Source organism: Chromobacterium subtsugae (assembly GCF_035919665.1).
GTDB classification, from domain to species: domain Bacteria; phylum Pseudomonadota; class Gammaproteobacteria; order Burkholderiales; family Chromobacteriaceae; genus Chromobacterium; species Chromobacterium subtsugae.
In genome coordinates this window covers 2,694,859-2,716,362 of record NZ_CP142381.1, presented here as the reverse complement: position 1 = coordinate 2,716,362, position 21,504 = coordinate 2,694,859, and the positions used below count along the sequence as shown (strand labels likewise).

The 21,504-nt window shown below is 63.4% G+C and carries 18 protein-coding genes; 13 read left to right on the top strand and 5 right to left on the bottom strand.

Going from position 1 to position 21,504, the window contains the following annotated elements; genetic code table 11:
- Positions 1–6: 6 nt before the first annotated feature.
- The 7 genes from U6115_RS13045 (at position 7) to U6115_RS13015 (ending at position 8,959) form a co-directional block, all read left to right on the top strand.
- Complete coding sequence (locus U6115_RS13045; protein WP_172670426.1) at positions 7–1,047, top strand: multicopper oxidase domain-containing protein; 1,041 nt, start codon at positions 7–9, stop codon at positions 1,045–1,047.
- Positions 1,048–1,124: 77 nt separating this feature from the next.
- Positions 1,125–2,870, top strand: a complete 1,746-nt coding sequence (locus U6115_RS13040; protein WP_076098212.1) for a flavin monoamine oxidase family protein — start codon at positions 1,125–1,127, stop codon at positions 2,868–2,870.
- A gap of 3 nt (positions 2,871–2,873) precedes the next feature.
- The gene (locus tag U6115_RS13035) at positions 2,874–4,559 is read left to right on the top strand and encodes an alpha-keto acid decarboxylase family protein (RefSeq protein WP_043572093.1); all 1,686 of its coding nucleotides are present in this window, start codon (positions 2,874–2,876) and stop codon (positions 4,557–4,559) included.
- A gap of 698 nt (positions 4,560–5,257) precedes the next feature.
- Complete coding sequence (locus tag U6115_RS13030) at positions 5,258–6,313, top strand: DNA-binding protein (protein ID WP_043572095.1); 1,056 nt, start codon at positions 5,258–5,260, stop codon at positions 6,311–6,313.
- A 98-nt stretch (positions 6,314–6,411) separates the two neighbouring features.
- A complete protein-coding gene (locus U6115_RS13025) occupies positions 6,412–7,044 on the top strand; it encodes a hypothetical protein (RefSeq protein ID WP_043572097.1) in 633 nt (210 codons plus the stop codon).
- A gap of 166 nt (positions 7,045–7,210) precedes the next feature.
- A complete protein-coding gene (locus tag U6115_RS13020) occupies positions 7,211–7,939 on the top strand; it encodes a pseudouridine synthase (protein ID WP_043572099.1) in 729 nt (242 codons plus the stop codon).
- 18 nt (positions 7,940–7,957) lie between these two features.
- Positions 7,958–8,959 (top strand): hypothetical protein, encoded by a 1,002-nt coding sequence (locus U6115_RS13015; RefSeq protein ID WP_043572101.1) that lies wholly within the window; start codon positions 7,958–7,960, stop codon positions 8,957–8,959.
- Positions 8,960–9,080: 121 nt separating this feature from the next.
- Here the strand turns inward: U6115_RS13015 and U6115_RS13010 are convergent, their stop codons facing one another.
- The gene (locus U6115_RS13010) at positions 9,081–9,779 is read right to left on the bottom strand and encodes a glutathione binding-like protein (RefSeq protein ID WP_043572103.1); all 699 of its coding nucleotides are present in this window, start codon (positions 9,777–9,779) and stop codon (positions 9,081–9,083) included.
- Between the two features lie 166 nt (positions 9,780–9,945).
- Between U6115_RS13010 and U6115_RS13005 the strand changes: the two genes are divergently transcribed.
- Both U6115_RS13005 and U6115_RS13000 read left to right on the top strand, forming a co-directional pair.
- Entirely contained in the window at positions 9,946–10,491 is a 546-nt protein-coding gene (locus U6115_RS13005; protein WP_043572105.1) for an RNA 2'-phosphotransferase, read from the top strand.
- Between the two features lie 46 nt (positions 10,492–10,537).
- The gene (locus tag U6115_RS13000; RefSeq protein WP_043572106.1) at positions 10,538–11,176 is read left to right on the top strand and encodes an SOS response-associated peptidase; all 639 of its coding nucleotides are present in this window, start codon (positions 10,538–10,540) and stop codon (positions 11,174–11,176) included.
- A gap of 38 nt (positions 11,177–11,214) precedes the next feature.
- Here the strand turns inward: U6115_RS13000 and U6115_RS12995 are convergent, their stop codons facing one another.
- From U6115_RS12995 to U6115_RS12985, 3 genes are all read right to left on the bottom strand, one after another.
- The gene (locus U6115_RS12995) at positions 11,215–12,474 is read right to left on the bottom strand and encodes a Y-family DNA polymerase (protein ID WP_043572108.1); all 1,260 of its coding nucleotides are present in this window, start codon (positions 12,472–12,474) and stop codon (positions 11,215–11,217) included.
- On the bottom strand, positions 12,471–12,899 hold the full coding sequence (locus U6115_RS12990; RefSeq protein ID WP_043572110.1) for a LexA family protein: 429 nt from the start codon (positions 12,897–12,899) through the stop codon (positions 12,471–12,473). The genes U6115_RS12995 and U6115_RS12990 overlap by 4 nt, the downstream gene beginning before the upstream one ends.
- Positions 12,900–12,980: 81 nt before the next feature.
- Entirely contained in the window at positions 12,981–15,842 is a 2,862-nt protein-coding gene (locus tag U6115_RS12985) for a diguanylate cyclase (RefSeq protein ID WP_052257908.1), read from the bottom strand.
- Positions 15,843–16,051: 209 nt separating this feature from the next.
- Between U6115_RS12985 and U6115_RS12980 the strand changes: the two genes are divergently transcribed.
- Positions 16,052–17,458, top strand: a complete 1,407-nt coding sequence (locus tag U6115_RS12980; protein WP_043572112.1) for a purine-cytosine permease family protein — start codon at positions 16,052–16,054, stop codon at positions 17,456–17,458.
- Positions 17,459–17,504: 46 nt separating this feature from the next.
- On the opposite strand, the gene U6115_RS12975 is transcribed toward U6115_RS12980, so the two are convergent.
- Entirely contained in the window at positions 17,505–18,734 is a 1,230-nt protein-coding gene (locus U6115_RS12975; RefSeq protein ID WP_047238532.1) for a M23 family metallopeptidase, read from the bottom strand.
- Positions 18,735–18,971: 237 nt separating this feature from the next.
- Between U6115_RS12975 and U6115_RS12970 the strand changes: the two genes are divergently transcribed.
- The 3 genes from U6115_RS12970 to U6115_RS12960 all read left to right on the top strand — a co-directional run bounded on the left by U6115_RS12970 (position 18,972) and on the right by U6115_RS12960 (position 21,473).
- Positions 18,972–19,724 carry an endonuclease/exonuclease/phosphatase family protein gene (locus tag U6115_RS12970; RefSeq protein WP_043572114.1) on the top strand — a complete coding sequence of 251 codons (753 nt, stop codon included), beginning with the start codon at positions 18,972–18,974 and terminating at the stop codon, positions 19,722–19,724.
- Positions 19,725–20,049: 325 nt separating this feature from the next.
- The gene (locus tag U6115_RS12965; RefSeq protein ID WP_080770144.1) at positions 20,050–20,787 is read left to right on the top strand and encodes a methionine ABC transporter ATP-binding protein; all 738 of its coding nucleotides are present in this window, start codon (positions 20,050–20,052) and stop codon (positions 20,785–20,787) included.
- On the top strand, positions 20,787–21,473 hold the full coding sequence (locus U6115_RS12960) for a methionine ABC transporter permease (protein WP_043572129.1): 687 nt from the start codon (positions 20,787–20,789) through the stop codon (positions 21,471–21,473). The genes U6115_RS12965 and U6115_RS12960 overlap by 1 nt, the downstream gene beginning before the upstream one ends.
- Positions 21,474–21,504 lie beyond the last annotated feature (31 nt).

Sequence of the window (21,504 nt, the reverse complement as noted above, 5' to 3'; positions counted from 1 at the left end):
GGCGGTGTGAGAGATACCATTGCTTTGGAAATTCGGCGCCGCGAACCCATTTCCAATGAAAGCGCGCAGAATATTTCTGGACTTACGGCGGAACAGACTCAGGACTATGTCAATAAAGAGTGCACCGGCGAGCCCATCCCCTTCACTTTGGTGGCCGCGGATGGTTTGACTATGGCGCAAGCCATGCAGAAGAAGCGGCTAGTTTTCCAGCCTGGGTACCGCTGGGACGCTTTGATGGTTTTTCCGCAAGCTGGTGATTATTGCCTAATTAACAAAGTAGGCCGCTCCAATATTGACCTGGTTCAGCCTTACACAAGACTGCTGGGCATGATCCATGTCAATGCAGCAAATATGCCAGTTGTGCCCGATGACATCGATGGCAGCATCAAGCGCCATCTGCAAAATCTGTTGATCAAAGCTGCGCAAGATAACTACCCCTCCGCCGTAGCAAAGTTGGTGGTGGCGGATCTGCGGAATGATATGAAGCTAACCCGCTTTGTGCCGCATGCGGATATCCAGGACTCGGAATTGACTGGCCAGCAGCGACTGGCATTTAACATAGACACCCAGTCTGTGAAAGGCCAGTCATTCTATCAGATTGATGGCAAGCCCTACGATGGCGGAAGAATAGACCGTACTCTCCCATTGGGTGGCGTGGACGAATGGACGCTGACGTCGGACTTTGCCAGCCATCCCTTTCACATTCATGTCAATCCATTCCAAATAGTCAAAATTATCAATCCGAAAGGTCAAGATATTAGCGGGCCAATGCCACAAGCTGATGACGACGACGATCAGTATCATGGCATGAAAGGGATGTGGAAAGACACGCTGTGGATCAAGAGCCTGTTTGACGGCACTTCCGGGGGTGAAAAGGATGCGGCGGCGGGAAGATACACCTTTATAGTGCGCACCCGTTACCAGCGTTATGTCGGAGATTTTGTGCTGCATTGCCACATTTTGGACCATGAGGATCAGGGCATGATGCAGAATGTGCGCATCGTTTTGCCGGATGCCCAAGGAAATCTGACAGCAGGCCATCATTAGCAATGGACTGAGAGCCGTCTCAATTAATTTTCTAAGTGATTATCCTGAAGCATCAGCAAGCAACTTAAGGAAAATATATGAGCAATTTATATCTGGACACTGCCATTATCGGTGGTGGCGCTTCTGGCGCGTATAGCGCTTGGCGTTTGCAGCAAGCTTATGGCGAGGAGCGTAAAATCGCCTTGTTTGAATACAGCAACCGCATTGGCGGACGACTATATACGGTGACTATGCCAGGCCTGCCCAATGTCAAGGCAGAAGTGGGCGGCATGCGTTATATTCCGGATCAGCACTATATGGTTGCCAATCTCATCGGCCACCTTGGTCTTGCCACCAAGCCCTTTCCGATGGGGGAGCCTGCGCCGGTCGGGTCCAGCTGCAATATATTTTATTTGCGCGGCAAGCACTTCCGTCTGCACGAATTGTCCGATCCGGAGAAGGTCCCTTACAACCTTTCCTGGTCGGAGCGCGGCCTTGGGCCGACGAATCTGCAAGTGCAAGTGATGAATTATATTTACCCCAATATGCAGAATCTGTCACTGTGTCAGCAGATGCAGGTTAAGGCGTATGGCAAGCACCTCTGGCAGTACGGTTTCTGGGATCTGATGTTCCGCGCTCTGTCCAATGAAGGCTATCAATTCATGAAGGATGCGGGCGGATATGATGCCAATGTGGCGAATGCCAATGCGGTGACTCAATTGCCGGCGACGGAATATAGCGACAGCACGATATTTCTGACCTTGAAGGATGGCTACGATCAGCTGCCGATTAGCTTGGCGCAGGCATTCAATCATGAACTCCCGGGCCTGGTTCCCAAGGGAGAGCGGATTTACATGAATCATTGCCTCACCGAGATTCATGAAAACACTGGCGAATATCGCTACAAGCTGGTTTTCCGTCCGACCAAGGTGCAGCAGCATGAGGGCGGGCTGCGTTCTTTGCTTGATCATGGCGCCGACCCCATCGTTGTCTATGCCAAGCACATCGTGCTTGCGATGCCGCGCCGCTCGCTTGAACTGATCAAGTCTGATTTCTTTTTTAGCGATCCTTGGCTGAAAGAAAATCTGAAGTCGGTGCTGATCCAACCGGCGTTCAAGCTATTCCTGGCCTACGAGCGCCCCTGGTGGCGTTCGCTCGGCCTGGTGGCTGGCCGCTCGGTCACGGACCTGCCCATCCGCCAAGTCTATTACTTCGGCACGGAAAGCGAGCAGGACGGCGGGCAGCCTTGGCTGAACTCCTTGCTGATGGCGTCATACAACGACATCAGCACGGTGCCGTTTTGGAAGGGGCTGGAAGCGGGGCCTGCGTTCAACGGTTATCGTCCGGACTGCATCGAAGCAGACAGCAGCAATGTTGTTCCGCAGATGGAACATGTGGCTACCGAGGAAATGGTATTTGTCGCGAACAAGCAAGTGGCGGAAGTGCATGCCCAGCAGCAGATTCCGAGCCCGTATTCCGCCGTGTACCATGACTGGAGCGACGACCCCTATGGCGGCGGTTGGCATGAGTGGAAGGCGAATTACCGGCTGGACCAGATCATGTGGAAAATGCTCAAGCCGGTTGATGCGCACAATATTTTCATCGTCGGCGAGGCGTATTCCATAGGCCAAGGTTGGGTTGAAGGGGCGCTGTGCACCGCAGAGCAGATGCTGGAAAAGCATTTCCAGCTGAAGCGGCCAGGCTGGCTGAAAGAAGGCTATGAGCTGATGCCTGTGCCGGAGGGTGGCTGCGGCGAGTTGTGCGGCTGCATCCCGGCCAGCGCCATGGGGTCGACGCTTGAGGCTATCACGCCGAACTGTCTCAAGTGCGCGCAGGAGGGCTAAGCGATGACGGCATCGACTCCCGCCTACACGGTTTCAAACTACATACTGGATCGCTTGCGGCAGCTTGGCGTCCAGCATCTGTTCGAAGTTCCCGGCGACTACGCATCGATTTTCTTGAACACGCTCGATGAATGTCCCGCCATCGAGCGCATCCCCAACATCAATGAATCGGGCGTCGGTTATGCAAGCGATGGCTACGGGCGTTTCAAGGGCGCGGCGGCGTGCAGCGTTCAATATGGCGTCGGCACCTTCTCGATACTGAATTGTTTTGCCGGCGGTTTTGTCGAGCGCGTCCCCATGGCGCTCATCGGCCCTAGCCCCAGCACGCAAAATCGCGAGCTTGCCCGTACTGAGGGGATACTGTTCCACCACAGTACCGGCAATCTGAACGCCGATATGCGGGTTATGGAAAATGTGACCGCTGCGGCCGTCGCCATCCATGATGGCGCGAGCGCGCCAGCGTTGATCGACGAGGCGCTGACGGCGATGCTCACTCACCGTCGTCCAGTGTATATCGAGGTGTGGCAGGATATCTTCGGCGTGGAATGCGCGCGGCCCAGAGGCGAGTTGCGAGCGGTCGAGACCGCAAGCGAGCCTGCTGCGTTGCAAGCCATGCTGGATCTGGCGTGGCAAACCATAAGCGATGCCGCGCTTCCGGTGTTTTGGCTGGGCGTTGAAATCCAACGCTATGGCCTGCAAGAGCTGGCGCAACAGCTGGTCGATGCGAGCGGTCTGTTTTTCACGACCACCAGTCTTGGCAAAACCGTGCTAGACGAAAGCCAGGCTTCCTTTATCGGCACCTATGCCGGGCCAGCCTCCCCCGCGTTGACCCGCGAGGTGATGGGCAGCGCCGACTGCGTGGTGGCGCTAGGTGCCATCATCACCGACGATTACCTCGGCATCATGGCGCAGGACTATGCCAGGATGGTGGAGATCAACGATGAAGCCGCGCGCATCGGCTGCGGCCATTATCAAGGCGTGTATCTGCGCGATTTCATGCAAGGCTTGCTGGCGCGATTTCAGCGGCGGGCGAGCGCGCGGCGCTATCGCCTGCCGCAAGTCAGCCCCGATCCGCAGCCCAGCTTGCTGCCGACTGACGGGCTCACCTATGACCGCTTTTATCATGTGCTCGGGGATTGGCTGATTCGGGAGGGCCATATCCGGCAGGCCAAGCTGATTCTGGGCGAGAGCACCAGCTTGTATGTTTTCGGCAATCTGTTTGGCATGCCGCGGGATGCCTTTGTCGCGCAGGCCGCGTGGGGCTCGCTTGGCCATGAGACGGGCTGCGCGCTGGGCGTCGAACTCGCCACCGGCCAGCGCCCCTTGGTGGTTGCCGGCGATGGCGGCTTCATGATGATTTGCCAGGAAATCTCCAGCCTGGTTCGCCAGCGCTCCAATGCCGTCGTGTTTGTCATGTCGAATGCCGGCTACGCCATCGAGCAAGCTTTCGTGAATCTCAATGCCTTCACGCCGCAAGACAACTACGCGGCTTTTGATTTGCTGCCGAATTGGGATTACCTCGCATTGGCAAAGGCATTCGGCGCGCGCGGGCATGTTGTTGAAACTGTCGATCAGCTGCGCAAGCTGCTCAAGCAGTTGGAGCATATGGACGGGGTGCCCAATATCGTGCAAGTGAAGATACCGTTGAAGGATCTGCCGCCGCAGCTGCGGCGTTTGGCAAGCGGTTGAAGTGCTAGTTAGGCATAGGTTCGTTCTGGCTTGTGTGGGCGTTGAGGGGGGCGAGGAGCTTGCCTGCGAGCGCAAGTGGGACGATATATCGCAAAAAAACAGCGCGGCGCCTTGCCGGGGAGTCCGGGGGGAGAGCCGCTTGGCGCGCGGGGCGGCCTGGCAGCCGGGCGCGTGGGCGCCCGCCGCAGATTGTTCGTGCGGGCTGGGGCAATGGTCGCGCGATTCGGCCCCGGCTTGTCGGCCCTGGGTGACGATAGGAGGGGCTTGCCGGGGCGTCGGCGCCAAGTTGACGGGGCGCAATGGCGCGCGTGTCGCAGTCAGCGTTCGACGCTGTGGCAATGCGGCATTCCGGTCCCGCGCGGCGGTAAAACGCTTCGTCCGACTGCGTTCTATTCCTTCTTGCTGGCGGCCGGAGGAATCGTAAACCATCCAGGCGGACTGGGTGGCCGGCATCGCCCGCATTCCTGGTTTTGCGGCGGGTAGCGGGGGCAGTCCAGGGCTTGTGTTGATGCGGTGGGGTAGGGGGGGGCGGTCGGTGTATTGGTTTGCTTGGTGGTAATCATGGGAAAATTTCCGATAAGTAGAATTATCGGAAAAATATAGGATAAATAGTAAATTAATAATGTAATACGTAATATATTTATCAATAGATTTTTGCTACACTCCACGGCAAGTTGCCCAAGGGCATGGAGAGAACAATGGCTGCAGATATTTACGCGAGGATCCGCCAGGCGGCGGTTGAGCTGGTGGGCGAGGGGGTGTGGCCCACCGTGGTGGATGTGCGGACCCGCCTGGGAAGCGGCTCCAACACCACCATCAACAACACGCTGAAGGAATGGCGGCAGGAATTTTTAGGCCGGGTGGCCGCCTCGTCGCGGCGGCCGGATTGGCCGCCCAGCCTGGCGGAAGCTTTTGAACAGGTGTGGCAAAAGGCTTGCGACGAAGCGGAGCAGCAATTGAGCGCGGTCCGGCAGGAGGTGGAGGCGGAGGCGGCCGAGCTGCGCGCGGAGCTGGATGCCAGCCGGGAGCAGGCGCAAAAAACCGAGGCCGAGCTGCAATCGTTGCGCCATGAGCTGGAATTGCGCGCCGCGCGGCAAGTCGAGCTGGACAGCCAGTTGCAGCGGGAGCGGCTGGAGGTGGAGTCGCTGCGGCGTGAGCGGCAGGAATTGCGGCAGACCGCCGAGTCGCAACGCCAGGCCCTGACCGTGGCGCACAGGGAGGCGGAATCCCGGCTGCTGGAAATGGCGGACCGCCACGAGCAGCAGCTGCGCGAGGTGCAGGAGGAGGCGAACCGCAAGGAGGCGTTGGCCTATGAACGCCTGGAAGGCTTGCGCGTTCGTCTGTATCAGCAGGTGGAAGACGAGCGCCAGGAAATGAAGGGGCAGCAGCAAAAGCTGGAGGGCGCGCTGCTGCAGGCGCGGCAGGACGCAGCCAAGGTGGAAAACCTGTGGCGCGAGCGGGTGCTGGAGCGGGAGAGGGAAAACGGCGGCCTGCAGGCCCGGCTCGATCTGCAGCAACAGCAGGGCGATTCGCTGCGGCAGGAGGCGCGCCAGCAGGAGCAGACGGCGGAGGCCGCGCGGGAGAGGCTGCTGGGCGTGACGGCCGAACTGGCCGGGCTGCAGGCGCTGCACGCGATGCGGCGCGAGCAATGGCTGGAGCGGCTTGGCGCGGCGCTGCGCGCCGGCGCCTTGCCGGCGGAGCCGGAGGCGGTGCAGCCCTGGCTGGCCGCGCTGTTGGCCGAGCCTGTCCGGTAGCCGCGCGACCTGTCCTGTGGGACATGCCGGTTTTTCCGCGGCCGGCGCGGCCTTGGCTATGCTGAATGGGTTTCATCCCATCCAAGAAAGGAGCCGCTATGACTGTGCAAGGATATGCCGTTCTCTACCTGGCGTTCATCATCGTGCTGTTTGCCGCTTTGGTTTGGAAAACCCCCGTTCTGCGCGACCGCGGGCCGTTGGCGCCGGGCGTGGCCGATGGCCAGCAAACCTTCAGCCTGGCGCGCAGCCAACTGCTGTGGTGGACGCTGTCGGTGGCGCTGGTGGCGGGCTGGCTGCTGATCGTCACCGGCAATCTGCTGTCGCCCACGCCGCAGGTGCTGGCGCTGCTCGGCATCAGCGCCGGCACTTCGGGGCTGGCCAGCCTGGTGGGTCAGCCTGATGGCGGCGCGCAGGCCGCCGCGCTCGGCGGCTCCCGCGGCTGGGTGCGGGATGTGCTGGAGGACGGCCAGGGCATTTCGGTCCACCGTTACCAGGCCTTGCTGGCCAATGCCGGCATCGGCCTGGTGTTCATCTACAAATCGCTGGAGCTGAAGGCTTTCTACGCGATTGATCCGATGTGGCTGGGCGTGTTGGGCGTCAGCAGCGTGCTGTATGTCGGCATGAAGTCGCGCGAAACCGCGGCCGTCGGCGCGGAGGCGCTGTCGGCGCCGGCGCTCATCCAGCCGCAGGCGGTCAAGCCGGGCAACACGCCGCCGGCGCTGCAGGTCTGACGCCGCGCCGCTTTTCGCAGGCAGAGGCCGCCGCGGCGGCCTCTGGTCATTTTGACGCGGACCATGGCCAGTCCCGCCCCGATCCCCTACAATAACGGTCAATTCAATCAAGGCGGCCTCTGCGTGCAACGCGACCGGAGTCCGCTTTTTCATTACGGAAAGACAAATGGAACCTGTACGCCTGTCAAAACGCATGGCCGAGCTGGGGCTGTGTTCGCGCCGGGAGGCTGACAGCTATATCGAGCAAGGCTGGGTCAAGGTGGATGGCGAAGTGGCGGTGTTGGGGCAGAAAGTGCTGCCGCACAACCAGATCGAGGTCGACAAGAAGGCGCAGGATGCCCAGTCGGCTCGCGTCACCATCTTGCTGAACAAGCCGATGGGCTATGTTTCCGGGCAGGCGGAAGACGGCTACGAGCCAGCGGTGGTGCTGATCACCCCGGAAAACCACTGGGCCGAGGACGGCAGCCGCAAGCGCTTCCAGGCCTCGCACCTGCGCGGGCTGGCGCCGGCCGGCCGGCTGGACATCGATTCGGTTGGCCTGCTGGTGCTGACCCAGGATGGCCGCGTGGCCAAGCATCTGATCGGCGAGAACTCGTCGGTGGAGAAGGAATACCTGGTGCGGGTGGAAGGCCAGCTGAACGCCAACGGCCTGGCCCTGCTCAATCATGGACTGGAGCTGGACGGCAAGAAGCTGCTGCCGGCCAAGGTGAGCTGGCAGAACGAAGATCAGTTGCGCTTCGTGCTGCGCGAAGGCAAGAAGCGGCAGATCCGCCGCATGTGCGAGATGGTGGGCCTACGTGTGGTGGGGCTGAAGCGCATCTCCATCGGCAAGGTCAAGCTGGGCAACCTGCCCACCGGCCAATGGCGCTATCTGCGCGACGACGAACAGTTCTGATTCGACGGGAGGGGCGGCATGTTCGAACGGCTGCGGCGCATCCTGGGGCTGGACCCCGAAGCCCGGCGCGAGGCTAGGGCGCTGGCCGGCCAGGTGGAACAATTGATAGACGCTTGCGACAAGCGCCTGCGGCTGCTGCCCGGCTATTTCGACGCGCTGGCGCCGGGCATGCGCGTGTCGCAGGCCTATCTGTCCACGCTGACGGCGCAACTGCCGCCGGTGCTGGAGCTGTCCTTGCCTGGCTTTGCGCGCGATCCGCGCCTGGGCCTCTTGTTCGCCGGCCCCTCCAGCCTGCTTGCCTTTCTGGAAAGTAGCGAAGTGCTGCGCGACTTCTTTCTTCGCGCGGGCAACGGCGACGAAGCCTGGGCCTTGCTGACCATGCAGCGCAGCGAAACCAATCGCTTTGGCGTGGCGATGGAAAACGGCGAGCTGCGCAACGACGTGGCGCAGGTGGTGGTGAGTTTCGACGGCCACCGGCTGATGATGCCCAGCCCCAGCCAGGAACGCTTCCGGCTGGATTCGGGCGCGCACGCGCTGGACGTGATGGTTTCGGTGATCGCGCGCCGGCTAAGCCTGATGGAACAGGCGCGCCAGCAGCTGGAGGCCGAACAGGCGCGCTTGCAACTGCGCCGGCTGTCGCTGCAATCGAGCAATTGCGTGGTGGTGGATTGCCAGTCCGGTGATGAGAGCCTGCCGGAAACGGCGGCCGCCGTCGATGCCCGGCTGGCGGAAATCAACCCGCAGCTGGACGAGTTGCGCGGCCATGCCAGCCTGGAAGGCCTGCTACGCACGGTGCGCGAAGTACTGGAGCAGCCAGCGGATTACTTCAGCCTGCAGACGGTGACGTTGCGGCTGAGCCGGATGGGCGTCAAGGTGGATGGGGATGCGGAGGACGCCACCGAGCTGGCGCTGGAGGAAGTGGTGTTGGGCAGAATGCTGCCGATCCGCCGGGCTTTGGTGCCGGTGCGCATCCGCCGCGACGACATCGCCGAATTGCGCCGCCAGTTTGGCGGCGATTGAGCGAAAAGCCGGTGCAGGCGCGGCGGGAGCGGCTATGCTGAATACAGTGAGAGTTTCAATCGGCCTCAGGGCGGTCGGTTGAATCTGCCCCGACCTCCTGGCCGGGGCTTTTTTATGCGCGTCAGCCGCGCGGCTTGCCGTCCTGGCCAAACAAAATGGCGCGCGAGGCCTCGGTGAGCGTGGGGGTGGTGTTGACGCTTTCCGCCAGCTTGTAGGCCCTCTGCACCGCCGGCCGCGCCGCGATGCGGTCGAACCAGCGTTTCAGCGCCGGAAAATCGTTCAGATCCTGGCGCTGTTTTTCATGCGGCACGATCCAGGGGTAGCAAGCCATGTCGGCGATCGAGTACTCGCCGGCGATGTAGTCGCGGCCATCCGACAGCCGGGTGTCCAGCACCCGGTACAGGCGGGCGGTTTCGCGCACGTAGCGGTCTATCGCGTACGGGAGCTTCTCCGGCGCGTACTGGGTGAAATGGTGGTTCTGCCCGGCCATCGGCCCCAGGCCGCCCATCTGCCAGAACAGCCATTGCAGGACGTCGTTGCGGCCGCGCAAATCTTGCGGTATGAAGCGGCCGGTCTTGTCGGCGAGATACAACAGGATGGCGCCGGATTCGAACAGGCTGATGGCGGCGCCGCCGTCGGCCGGCGCCTGGTCGACGATGGCCGGGATGCGGTTGTTGGGCGAGATGCGCAGAAAATCAGGCTGGAATTGCTCGCCCTGGGAGATGTTCACCGGGAGCAGCCGGTAGGGCAGCCCGGTTTCTTCCAGGAATAGGGTGATCTTGTGGCCGTTGGGCGTGGTCCAGTAATGCAGGTCGATCATGGCGGGCTTCCTGTGGCTTTGGGTATGAAGTCATGACATGAGGGCATGGGAGCGTTTTCAAAGGGGCCGCGCGGGATTTCGCCTGCGCGCCTGGCTGCGAGGGTCCGGTCTGGAAAACGCCCGGCATGCGGTATGATGCGCCCATGAAAATCAACGGCACACAATCATGAGCCAAACATTGGACTCGCACTCCCGCTTCATCAGCCTGGTGCTGCGGCATCAGCCGCAGGCCATCGGGCTGGCGCTGGACGAGCAGGGATGGGCGTCTTTGGATGAGCTGGTGGCCAAGGCGCGCGCGGCGGGCCGCCAACTGAGCCGGGAGGTGGTGTTGGACATCGTCCGGAATAGCGACAAACAGCGCTTCGCCATCAGCGCGGACGGCCTGCGGATCCTCGCCAATCAAGGGCATTCGGTGCGGGTGGATCTGGACCTGACGGCGCAGGAGGCGCCGCCGCGGTTGTTTCACGGCACGGCGCGCCGCTTTCTCGCGGCTATCCGCGCAGAGGGCTTGCGGCCGGGGCAGCGCCATCACGTTCACCTGTCCAATTCGGCGGAATTGGCGGCCTCGGTCGGCGCGCGGCATGGCGCGCCGGTGGTGTTGACGGTGGATGCCGCGGCGATGCAGCGCGCCGGGCTAGCGTTTTATCAGTCGGCAAACGGCGTATGGCTGGCCGACGCGGTGCCGCCGCAGTTTCTGGCATTCCCGGAATGACGGCGATGCCAGGCGGGGCCGGCCGCCGGCGCGCGGGAGAGCGGCGATGTGCGTGAATTTTTTGCCGCCGTCCCGGCGCCAGATGCGGGAATGCTTCGGCGCGGAGATCGGCGACTGGCAGTGGCGGGACGAGGCCTGGCAGGATTACCTGGCGCCGATTCTCACCCGCGACGGCGTGAGGCTGGCTTCCTACGGTTTCATTCCCAAACGCCATCAGCCGCTGGGCGCGCGGCTGTCCACCATGAACGCGCGCGCGGAAACCATAGGCGAATTGCGCAGCTACCGCGATGCCTGGCGCCGTTGCCAGCTGTGCCTGGTGCCGATGCAAGCCTTTTTCGAGCCCTGCTACGAGCGCGGTCGCGCTGAGCGTTATCGCATCGGCCTGGCGGACGGCGCGCCGTTCGCCGTGGCCGGCTTGTGGCGCGAATGGCGCGAGGCCGACGGCTCGATCAGCGCCGCCTTCACGCAGATCACCATCAATGCGGACGAGCACGCGCTGATGAACCGCATGCATAGGCCGGGCGAGGAAAAGCGCAGCCTGGTGATCATCGAGCCGTCGCAGTACGACGCCTGGCTGAATTGCCGCAATCCGGAGGCCGCGCGCGCCTTTTTGGCGGCGTGGCCGGCGCAGGACATGGCCGCCGAAGCGCCCGACTTGCCGAGCCAAGGCTCCTTGTTCGACTAGCCGTCCGGCTGGGAGTCAGGACGCCGGGAGCGGCCCCGTCATTTGACCCGCAATATCTGGTCCAGGCGGGTGGAGTAGCAAGGTGAACGCTGATCCTGGCGCATCTCCCAGTTTTTCGTCAGCGCTTCCGCTCCCAGCCGCAGGCTGTTGCGGCCGTATTCGCGGTTGATGGCGTCCATGGTTTGCATCAGCTTTTGCCGGCGCGGGTCGGGCGCCTGCTGGAACAGATCAGTCTGGCGAATGCCGCGCGGCGAGATTTCCATCAGGATCACGCCCGCTTTCTGGTAAAGCAGCCCACGCCGGTAGACCGCGCGCAGGCCGGCGAGCGCGGCGCGCGCCAGCGTTATGGTATCGTCGCTGGGCTGCGCCAGCGGCATGGCGACATAGCCGTTGTAGGGGGCGCCCAGGAAGGGGCTGGTGCGTATGCTCACCGCCACCAGCCCGGCCACGCTGTTCTGCTGGCGCAGCTTTTCCGCGGCATGGCTGACGTGGTGGCTGATGGCGGCCGCCAGCACGTTCAGGTCGCGCGGTTTTTCGCCGAAGGAGCGGCTGGATAGGATTTGCTGCCGGGCCGGCGCCACTTCGCCCAGCCGCAGGCAGTTGACGCCGTTCAGCTCCGCCACGGTGCGTTCCAGCGTCACGCTGAACTGGCGGCGGATCTGATGCGGATCGGCCTGTTTCAGCTGCAGGGCGGTATGGATCCCCAGAACTTCCAGTTTGCCCGCCAGCCGCGGGCCGACGCCCCAAACCTTGCCCGCCGGCAGCGTGGCCATCATCGCGTCGGCGTCCGCCGCGGACAGCCAGTCCCAGGAAAACACGCCGTCCCAACGCGGTTGTTTCTTGGCGATGTGGTTGGCCAGCTTGGCCAGGGTTTTGCTCGGCCCCAGCCCGACGCAGGCGGGGATGCCGATGCGGCGCAGCACGTCGCCGCGCATGCGCCGGGCCAGCGCCTCGGCGTCCGCCACGCCGGTGAGATCGAGGAAGCATTCGTCTATCGAGTACACTTCCTGGCCGGGCGCGTGGCCGGCCAGGATGGCCATCATGCGCCGGCTCATGTCGCCGTACAGCGTGTAGTTGGAGCTGAACACCGTCACGCCGTGATGCTTGCAAAGGCCGGCGATTTCGAAAAAGGGGCCGAACATCCGCAAGCCCAGCGCCTTCGCCTCCGCGCTGGCGGCCACCACGCAACCGTCGTTATTGCTCAGCACCACGATGGGTTTGCCGGCCAGGTCGGGCCGAAACACCCTTTCGCAGCTGGCGTAGAAGTTGTTGCCATCCACCAGCGCGTACTGGCTCATCGGAATTTCCTCACGCAGGCGGTCACCACCCCCCAGATTTGCAGCTCCTGCCCGGCGGCGGGCACGATGGCGGGGTAGGCCGGGTTTTCCGCCAGCAGCATCCAGCGGCCGTTTTTGCCATGCAGGCGCTTGACGGTGAATTCGCCGTCCATCGTCGCCACCACGATATCGCCATGGACGGGGGGCAAGCCCTTGTCCACCACCAACAGGTCGTCTTCCAGAATGCCCGCGTCGCGCATCGAATCGCCGGCCACCCGCACCATGAAGGTGGCGGGCGGGTCGGATACCAGATAGGCCTGCAGGTCGATGCTGGCGTCCATGCAGTCGCTGGCTGGCGATGGAAAACCGGCGCGCACCGGGCATAGCGCCAGCGGAAGCGGGCGGGCGGCGGCCGGCGGGCGGAGAGAGAGGGGTGAGGTGTCCATGCGCTGCGCAATTTGAAAATGTACAAATTCAAATTACGCCATTTTCTTGCCGTTGGCAAATCCTTAGCCTGCGCGGTCGGCTCAGCCCACCCGCTGCAGCCGGTAGGTGTCGCGGCCGGCATCCTTGGCGCGGTAAAGGCTCTCGTCGGCGATTTCCAGCAGGCGTTCCGGCGTGATGTCCGGGGTGAGGGCGAAGGCGATGCCTATGCTGGTGGACATGCGCAGCGTCTGCCGGTTGAGCTCGACATCCCGGCGCACCGCCGCCAGCAGCTTTTCCACCACGCTGACCGCGGTGCGCTCGGCGTCCAGGCCGATCAGCAGGATGACAAACTCGTCGCCGCCGAAGCGGGCGACGTGGTCGGTGGCGCGCACATTGCCGCGCAGACGGCGGGCGAATTCGCGGATCAGCTCGTCGCCGGCGGCATGGCCCAGGGTGTCGTTGACCTGCTTGAAGTGGTCGATGTCGAGGAACAGCAGCGCCAGCGCCTGGCGTTTCATGTAGTGGTGCTTGATTTCGTCGCCCAGCAGCTCCATGAAGGCAGAGCGGTTGAGCAGGCCGGTCATCGCGTCCTGCGTCACCTGGCTGCGCAGCTGGATTTCCCGCGCCCGCGCCTGGGTGATGTCCCAGATCATCACGTAAAAGCCCGACACCGAGCCGTCGGCGTGTTGCTGCGGGATGTAGCGGCCTTCCACATAGCGGCTTTCGCCGCGGACGTCCATTTCCTGCTCGAATGAAACCGCTTCGCCGGCCAGCGCCTTGCCGACATGGGGCAGGACCGCCGCGTAGGCGTCCTCGCCCAGAAAATCGCGCATGCGCATGGAAATGATTTGCTCCGGCCCGATGCCGAACAGCCGCATATAGGCCTTGTTGCAGTAGCGGTAGCATTCTTCCCGGTCGACGAAGGCCACCAGCGCCGGGATGGAATCGGTCACGGTTTTGAGCAGCGCCTCGCGCAGCACCAGGTCCAGCTCGGCCAGCTTGCGCTGCGTGATGTCGCGCACGCTGACGCTGACGCTATCGCCGGCGCGGACGATTTCATGGTGGATCCAGGCGGGGTGCGAGGCGTCGAACACCTTGGGCACCTCTTCGGAGATGGCGTTGCCGGTTTCGATCACCTTCTTGTAGCTGTCGAAGTAATTGGGTATCCGGTAATCGGCCATCAGCCGCTTGAGCCTGCGGCCTATGGCTTCGTCGCGGCGCAGGTGCCACATCCGCTCCGCCTCGGCGTTGATGTAGACCACGTGGAAATCCTCCACTTCGCCGCCGGCGCCGCGCAGCGCCTCCATGATGATGAAGGCGTCCATATTGGCCTCGGCGGCATTGCGAAAGCGTTCCGCCGCCAATTCGGCCATCCGGTTGGACTGCAATACTTCATGCAGCAGCGGATGGGTGCGCCAGCGCAGGATCAGCGATCCCAGCGTCACCATCGCCAGCATGATCAGCGCGCTGGTTTCCAGGTCTTGCCGGATCGGCTCCATCAGGTCGGCCACCCGGATCTTGTAGCTGAAGGCCAGGCCGGTGCCGCCGACCGGCTCGTAGGCGCCGATCACGTTGCGGCCGGAGTAGTCGATGGTGTGCAGGGTGCCGCGTTGGCCGGAGAACGCCGGCCAGACGGTGAAGCGCGGGATATTGCCGGCCAGCGGGATGGTACTGCCCTTGTCCTGCGGCGACTGCGAAAAGCAGCGCAGGTAGCGGCTGTCGCGTCCGCACAGCGAGTAAATGCCGCTCAGGCCGCGGCTGGGCGCGGTGTCGGCGACGATGCGGTCGAACATGTCCAGCCGCTGCTCCAGCAGCAGCCGCGCGCTGCCGCCGGAGGTGCGGTAGGTGTCCACGGTGCGGTACAGGTAGTGACCATTCCATAGCAGAAGGGCGCCGGCAGGGGAGTTTAGCGCCACCGACTGGCGCGGCCGGTTTTCGAAATAGCCGACCTGCACCAGCGTGCGGCCGGCGCTGTCCTGTATCGCGATGCCGTTCAGGCTCATGTGGTTCAGCGCCGCCAGCTTGGCGGCGGCGTCGGCTGCCACGCGGCCGCTGCTGGCCGCCTCCAGCAGTGTCTGCATGTCCTGCCGCTGGTACAGGCGGCGGGCGATGTCGTTGCTGATATTGAATTGGGCATCCAGCAAGGCGGCGCGTTGCCGCGCGCTGTACAGCATCACCGTGCGCAGGCTTTGCTCGTGCGCGTTGCTGGAAATGCGGTAAACCAGCAGGCCAGTGGCGAGCGAAATGGCCACCAGCAGCGCGGTGGCGGTGAGAGAGGCCGAGTTGGCCAGGTCCTGCGAGCGCAAATGGCGGCGCGGCTCCAATCGCGTCAACGAGTACAGCCCCAGGCTGGCGATCATGACGCCGGCTGCGGTGAGCAGCGCCATCCGGGCCACCGTGCCCCAGCTGTACAGCAACTCCAGGCTGATCAAGTAGGCCGCGGCGCCCAGAACCCCCAGCAGCAGGGCGAAGGCGGCGCAGGCGCGCGCTGCCCGCCGCCAGCCGGCGTGGCCGGGCAGCAGGCATAGCCCGGCGCCCAGCGCTAGCAGCGCCAGCGCGGTGGAGGGCGCCATCCGCCCCGGGTGGGGCACCAGATCGTGCTTCCAGGCATGCAGGCGCGGAAAATCTATCCACCAGGTCTGCCCGCTGGCGTGCTCCAGCAATACCAGAACAGCGATGGCCAGCGTCAGCGCGGCCAGCAGGCGGTGCGCTTGCCAGCGGGGCCGCCACAGCGCCAGCCCCAGGCCCAATCCATACAAAACCAGACAGACAGCAGTGGATATCACCATGTGGACATTGTCCGGCAAAATGGATTCCGAATGCGCCAGCCAGCCGGCGATCACGCTAGCGCCCAGCAAAACCAGAGCCAGGCTGGCTACGCAGATCAGCAGCCGATGCCGGCGGTGAAGCAGTTGGCGCCGGAATTCGGCGATCGACAGGCTTATTTTGGGCACCGCTTCCATTGGGTAAGCCGATAGTGAAGGTCTCTACGCCGAATGTTAGGACAAATACGCGGCGCGGGACGGGGTGCGGTAAGTGAAATTACATACCCACCGTCGGATCATGTGCTTGTCCGATGATTTGCGGCAAAACATTCCATGGGTATAAATTGCGAGGCAGGCGGACCCGCGTCAAGACGGCAGCCTCCCATCATGGAAAGAGAGAAACCATCATGCAAGCATCCAGGCAACGGCAGGCCGGGCTAATCGAGCGCCGGTCGATAGATTTCATTCCCGAAGACGAACGCCACGGACGGGTTTTCAGCCAGTTCACCTTATGGCTGGCGGCCAATCTGCAGATCACCGCGGTGATGACCGGCGCGCTGGCGGTGGTGCTGGGCGGCGATGTCTTCTGGTCCATCGCCGGCCTGTTGCTGGGGCAGGCGATGGGCGGAACGGTGATGGCGCTGCACGGCGCCCAGGGGCCGCGGCTGGGCTTGCCGCAGATGGTGGCCAGCCGCGCCCAGTTCGGAATCAAGGGCGCGGTGCTGCCGCTGGCGCTGGCCTGCGTGATGTATCTGGGTTTCAACGCCACCGGCATGGTGCTGTCCGGCCAGGCGCTGGGTCAATTGCTGAGCATCAGCGACCGCGCCGGCATCGTGTTGTTCGCGCTGACGGTGCTGGCTGCCGCCGCGTTGGGTTATCGCGCCATCCACAAGCTGGGACGCTACGCCAGCGCGCTGGGCCTGCTGGCTTTTCTGTACTTGTTTGTCCGGCTGGCCGCCGGTGTCGACCTGCCGGCGCTGGCATTGACGCACAAGCACTTCGATCCGGCCGCCTTCCTGACGGCCGTGTCGCTGTCCGCCTCGTGGCAGATCGCTTTCGCGCCATATGTGTCCGACTATTCCCGTTATCTGCCTTCCGCCACCTCGCCGTTCTGGACCGCTTTGGCGATAGGCCTGGGCTCAGGGCTGGGCGCGCAGATCGCCATGTCGCTGGGCGTGCTGGTGGCGGCGGTGGGCGGCGCGGCTTTCCGCGGCCATGAAGTAGCGTATTTTGTCGGCTTGGGGGCCAGCGGCGCCATCGCCTCCGGCCTGTTTTTCTGCGTGGCCTTCGGCAAAGTCACCATTTCTACGCTGAACGCTTACGGTGGTTTCATGTGTTGCAGCGCCATCGCTTCATCCTTGGGCGGGGCGCAGGCGACAATCGGGCAGCGGCGGCGCTGGGCGACGGTGGCCGCCATGGTGTTGGCGTCGGCGTGCATCGCGATCCTAGCCCAGCATGGCTTCCTGTCGCTGTTCAAATCCTTCTTGCTGTTTTTGCTGGCTTTCTTTACGCCATGGAGCGCCATCAACTTGGTGGATTTCTACCTGATCGCCGGCGGCAAGGCGGACGCGGCGGCGTTGGCCGACCCGCAGGGCAGGTACGCCGGCTGCGACTGGACCGGCATGGGCGTGTACCTGGCGGGCATCCTGTTGCAGCTGCCCTTCATCGACTGCGCCTTCTTCACCGGCCCGGTCGCCAAGCTACTGGGCGGAGCGGACATTTCCTGGCTGGTAGGCTGGCTGGCCCCGGCGGCGCTCTACTACTGGCTGCGCCGGCCACAACGCCGGCACGTGGTGTCCGGCGCCATGCGCTGAGCCAGCCGGGCAGGCGCCACGGTATTCGGAGCGCCCGTCTTGCAAATCACCATAGAGGCTGGGCCGAAGGGCAGGGCGGCGCCACTGGGGCGTTGCTGCCGGTATCGAGGAAACCGTCGCTGATCCAGTGGCCGGCTGCGGTGCGGTTCCAGATGTCGGTGCGGCCCCATACGCCGTTCACCATCTCGCCGCGGACATGGCATTGCAGCGCCACCTGCTCCCCGCGGGCCGCCGAGCCCGCGACGTCGGCGCTCAGGCTGGGCGCGCGGCGCAGGTTGACGCGGCTGTCGCCGTTGCCGGGCGTGGCGATGCCGCTGACGCCTCCCGGTGCTGGAGTAGAGTCGCCAGCGCCGTAGTTGACTAGCCGGCCGCCGACATTCACCCGGTTGCCATTGCGCTGCGCGTAGCCTTGGTAGGCGCGGTTGCCGGCGAAAAACTGCCAGCCGCCGATCTGCTTGCGGTGCACCGGCTCGGCCTGTCCCTGATGGATCAGGGAAAAGTGCACATGGGGGCCGGTGGTGCTGCCGCCGCAAGGCAAGCCGTTGCCTATCGTGCCGAGATACGCGCCCTTGGCCACCCGCTGGCCATCCGGCGCGGCGCTGAGCTTGACCATGTGGTAGTAGGTGGTCGAGTAGCCGTTGTCGTGCACCAGCTTGACCAGCGCGCTGCCGTTGCGCACGCAGCTTTTGTAGATGACGCCGGCCAGCGGCGCCAGCACCCGCCCATCGCCGCCGGCGAAATCTATCGAATCGTAGGGCTGGCTTTCGCCGCTGTAGCCATGCGCGCCGCCGGTCAGGCTCCAGGCGGCGCCTTCCTGCCAGGGCAGGCCCAGGCCGGTGGCGTCCGGCGCCAGCCGTTTGCCGCGGGCAGCCTGACTTTGCCAGGCGCGCAGCTCATCATTGCTCAGCCAACCTGCCGGCGCGGCGGCCAGCAGCGCGGCGAATGCCTCGCTGCCTTCCGGCGCCACTTGCCAGCCTTGCGGCGTTTGGCGCGCCAGGAACTGGCGGGATGGCGGCACCATGTCCGCCGCCGCGTCGCCGGCAAGCATCGGCAGCGGCTGGGTGAGCGCGCCCAGCACCCACAGGCGGTCCGCGCTGACGCGGCTCTCTTCCACTAATGGTTCCAGGACCTGTTTGGCCAAGGACGGCTGCGGCGCGAACGCGGCGATAGCTGCCTGGCGCAGCGACAGGTCGCTGGTCTCGGCCGCGGCGAAAGCGGCTGGCGCCGCCAACATGGCGATCCAGGAGGACAGGCGGGCAATGGCGGGTTTCATCATTACGGGCTCCTTGTCTGGTGGCAATGGCCGGCCATGTGCCGGCCATTGCCACCATATGGGGAGCGGTTGCTATTTTCATCTGGCCTTAAGAGGTGGGCGGGCGCGGGGAACCTTTTGCCGCGGCGCGCTTTGCTTGCGTGGATGGCCTGGGTGATCCCGACGGCCAATGGGGCTATCATGTTCTGGCAAACTGGCCATCGTGCCTGTCGTTCAACTCGACTCAACTCGACCCTCTTCATGGCCAAACCGATCAGCGTGATGACGTACAACATCCACAAAGGCATGTCGCCGCTGAATCGGCACCTGCGGGTGGAGGACATGGCTGACGCGTTGGCCGAACTGGCGCCAGACATGCTGTTTTTGCAGGAAGTGCAGGGAAAGAACCTGGAGCGGGCCTTGCGGCACCAGCGCTGGCCGGCGCAGCCGCAGCACCATTTTCTGGCCAATCGGCTGTCGCACCGGGCGGTGTATGGTCTGAACGCCGCCTATGACCACGGCCATCACGGCAATGCCTTGCTGACGCGCTTCGCGGTGCGCGAGTGGTGCAACCGCGACATTTCCGTCAATCGCTTTGAAAGCCGCGGCGTGCTGCAGTGCGTGCTGCAGCCGGATGGCTGGCCGCAGGCGGTGGTGGCGCTGTGCGGCCATTTCAATCTGCTGGCGGCGGATAGGCGCAAGCAGTACCTGGGTTTGGCCAGCTATGTGCAGCAGGCCATCGCCGAGGATTTACCGCTGATCCTGGCTGGCGATTTCAACGACTGGCGTGGCGAGGCCAGCGCGCTGCTGTACCGCGAGCTGGGGTTGGAAGAGGCGTTTTTGCAGACTCGCGGCGCGCATGCGCAGAGTTTTCCGGCGCGGATGCCTATGCTGACATTGGACCGCATCTATGTGCGCGGCCTGAAGGTGGAGGCGGCGCGGGTGTTGTCGGGCCGGCCATGGTCGGGCTTGTCCGATCATCTGCCTTTATGCGCCGAAATACGCCCTTGCTAGCCCGTTGCCGAGTCATTTTGATAACTAAAAAAACTATACAAATAACTAGGCCACCGTAATTCATAGCGTTTTTTGCAATAACGCGACGGTTGCTTATAATTTTTCAAAAGGTGGTTGACGCTAAGCGAAAAAACATGTTCAATCTCAATCAAATTTATCGCCGATTTGAACACAGCTTGCGGGCGTAAAACAGCTAAAGCGTGGGTAAACAGACCCAGTCATCAGACCAACCTGTTTACAAGCAATCTCCCGGACATTCCGAAGATTCCCACCGCAAAGCCCGCCGCAGCCATCGGCGGGCTTTATGCATCTGGGAGTGTTAGGAATGATTCATCTGCAAAATGTCTGCAAGCGGTTTCGCAGCCCCGAAGGCGGCTGGTTCGATGCCGTGGCGGAAACCTCGCTGACCATCCACGCCGGAGAAGTCTTCGGCCTGATCGGCTTCTCCGGCGCTGGCAAGTCCACCTTGCTGCGCCTGATCAATCTGCTGGAGCGTCCGGACGCCGGCGCGGTGATCGTCGACGGCCAAGACCTTACCAGCCTGTCTCCCAAGCAATTACGCGCCGCGCGGCAAAACATCGGCATGGTGTTCCAGCAGTTCAATCTGCTGGCCAACCGCACCGTGGCCGACAATGTGGCCTTCCCGCTGGAGATCGCCGGCTGGAGCAAGGCCGACATCGAAAAGCGCGTGGCGGAATGCCTGGCCATCGTCGGCCTGGAAGACCGCGCCAACCACTACCCGGCCCAGCTGTCCGGCGGCCAAAAGCAACGCGTCGGCATCGCCCGCGCGCTGGCGCCCCGCCCGCACGTGATCCTGGCCGACGAGCCGACCTCCGCGCTCGACCCCAAAACCACCCAGTCCATCCTGGACTGCTTGAAGGACATCAACGCCCGTTTCGGCGTGACGGTGGTGATTGTCACCCATGAAATGCATGTGGTGCGCAGCATTTGCCACCGCGCCGCGGTGCTCGACCAGGGCCGCGTGGTGGAAGTCGTCGATGTGAGCAATCAAGAAGTGGCTGCCGATTCCGACTTGGCCCGCTCTTTGCTGGAGGCCGCGTAATGGATGCCGCAACCCTGAACGAAGCGCTGCAAAACCTGCAGTCTATGGCGCCGGAAATCTGGCAGGCCAGTCAGGAGACCGGCGTGATGCTGGGTCTGGGGCTGGCGGCCGCCATCCTGTTCGGCGGCCCGCTGGGCGTCGTTCTGTACCTGTCGCAGCAGGGCCAGATGTTCGCCAACCGTTTCGTCAACGGCGTGCTCAGCTGGCTGGTGAACCTGGTGCGCTCCTTCCCCTTCATCATTCTGATGGTGTCGCTGGTGCCGCTGACCCGGCTGATCGTCGGCAGCACCATCGGCCCGGTGGCCGCGTCGGTGCCGCTGGCCTTCGCCGCCATTCCGTATTTTGCCCGCCTGGTGGAACAGACGCTGCGCGAGATTCCGCGCGGCGTGGTGGAGGCGGCCGAGGCGATGGGCGCGAGCCCGGCGCAGATCATCTTCAAGGTGCTGGTGAACGAGGCCCGCTCCGGGCTGATATCCAGCCTCACCATCCTGACCATCAGCTTCCTCAGCTACACCGCGGTGGCGGGCGTGGTGGGCGGCGGCGGCATCGGCGACCTGGCCATCCGCTACGGTTACTACCGCTTCCAGACCGACGTGATGGTGGCGATGGTGCTGATGCTGGTGGTGCTGGTGCAGATCATCCAGCTGCTGGGCAACCGCCTGGCGGCCAAGTTGGACAAACGTTGAGCTTCAGACGCGCAAATTTAAAGGAGAAAAC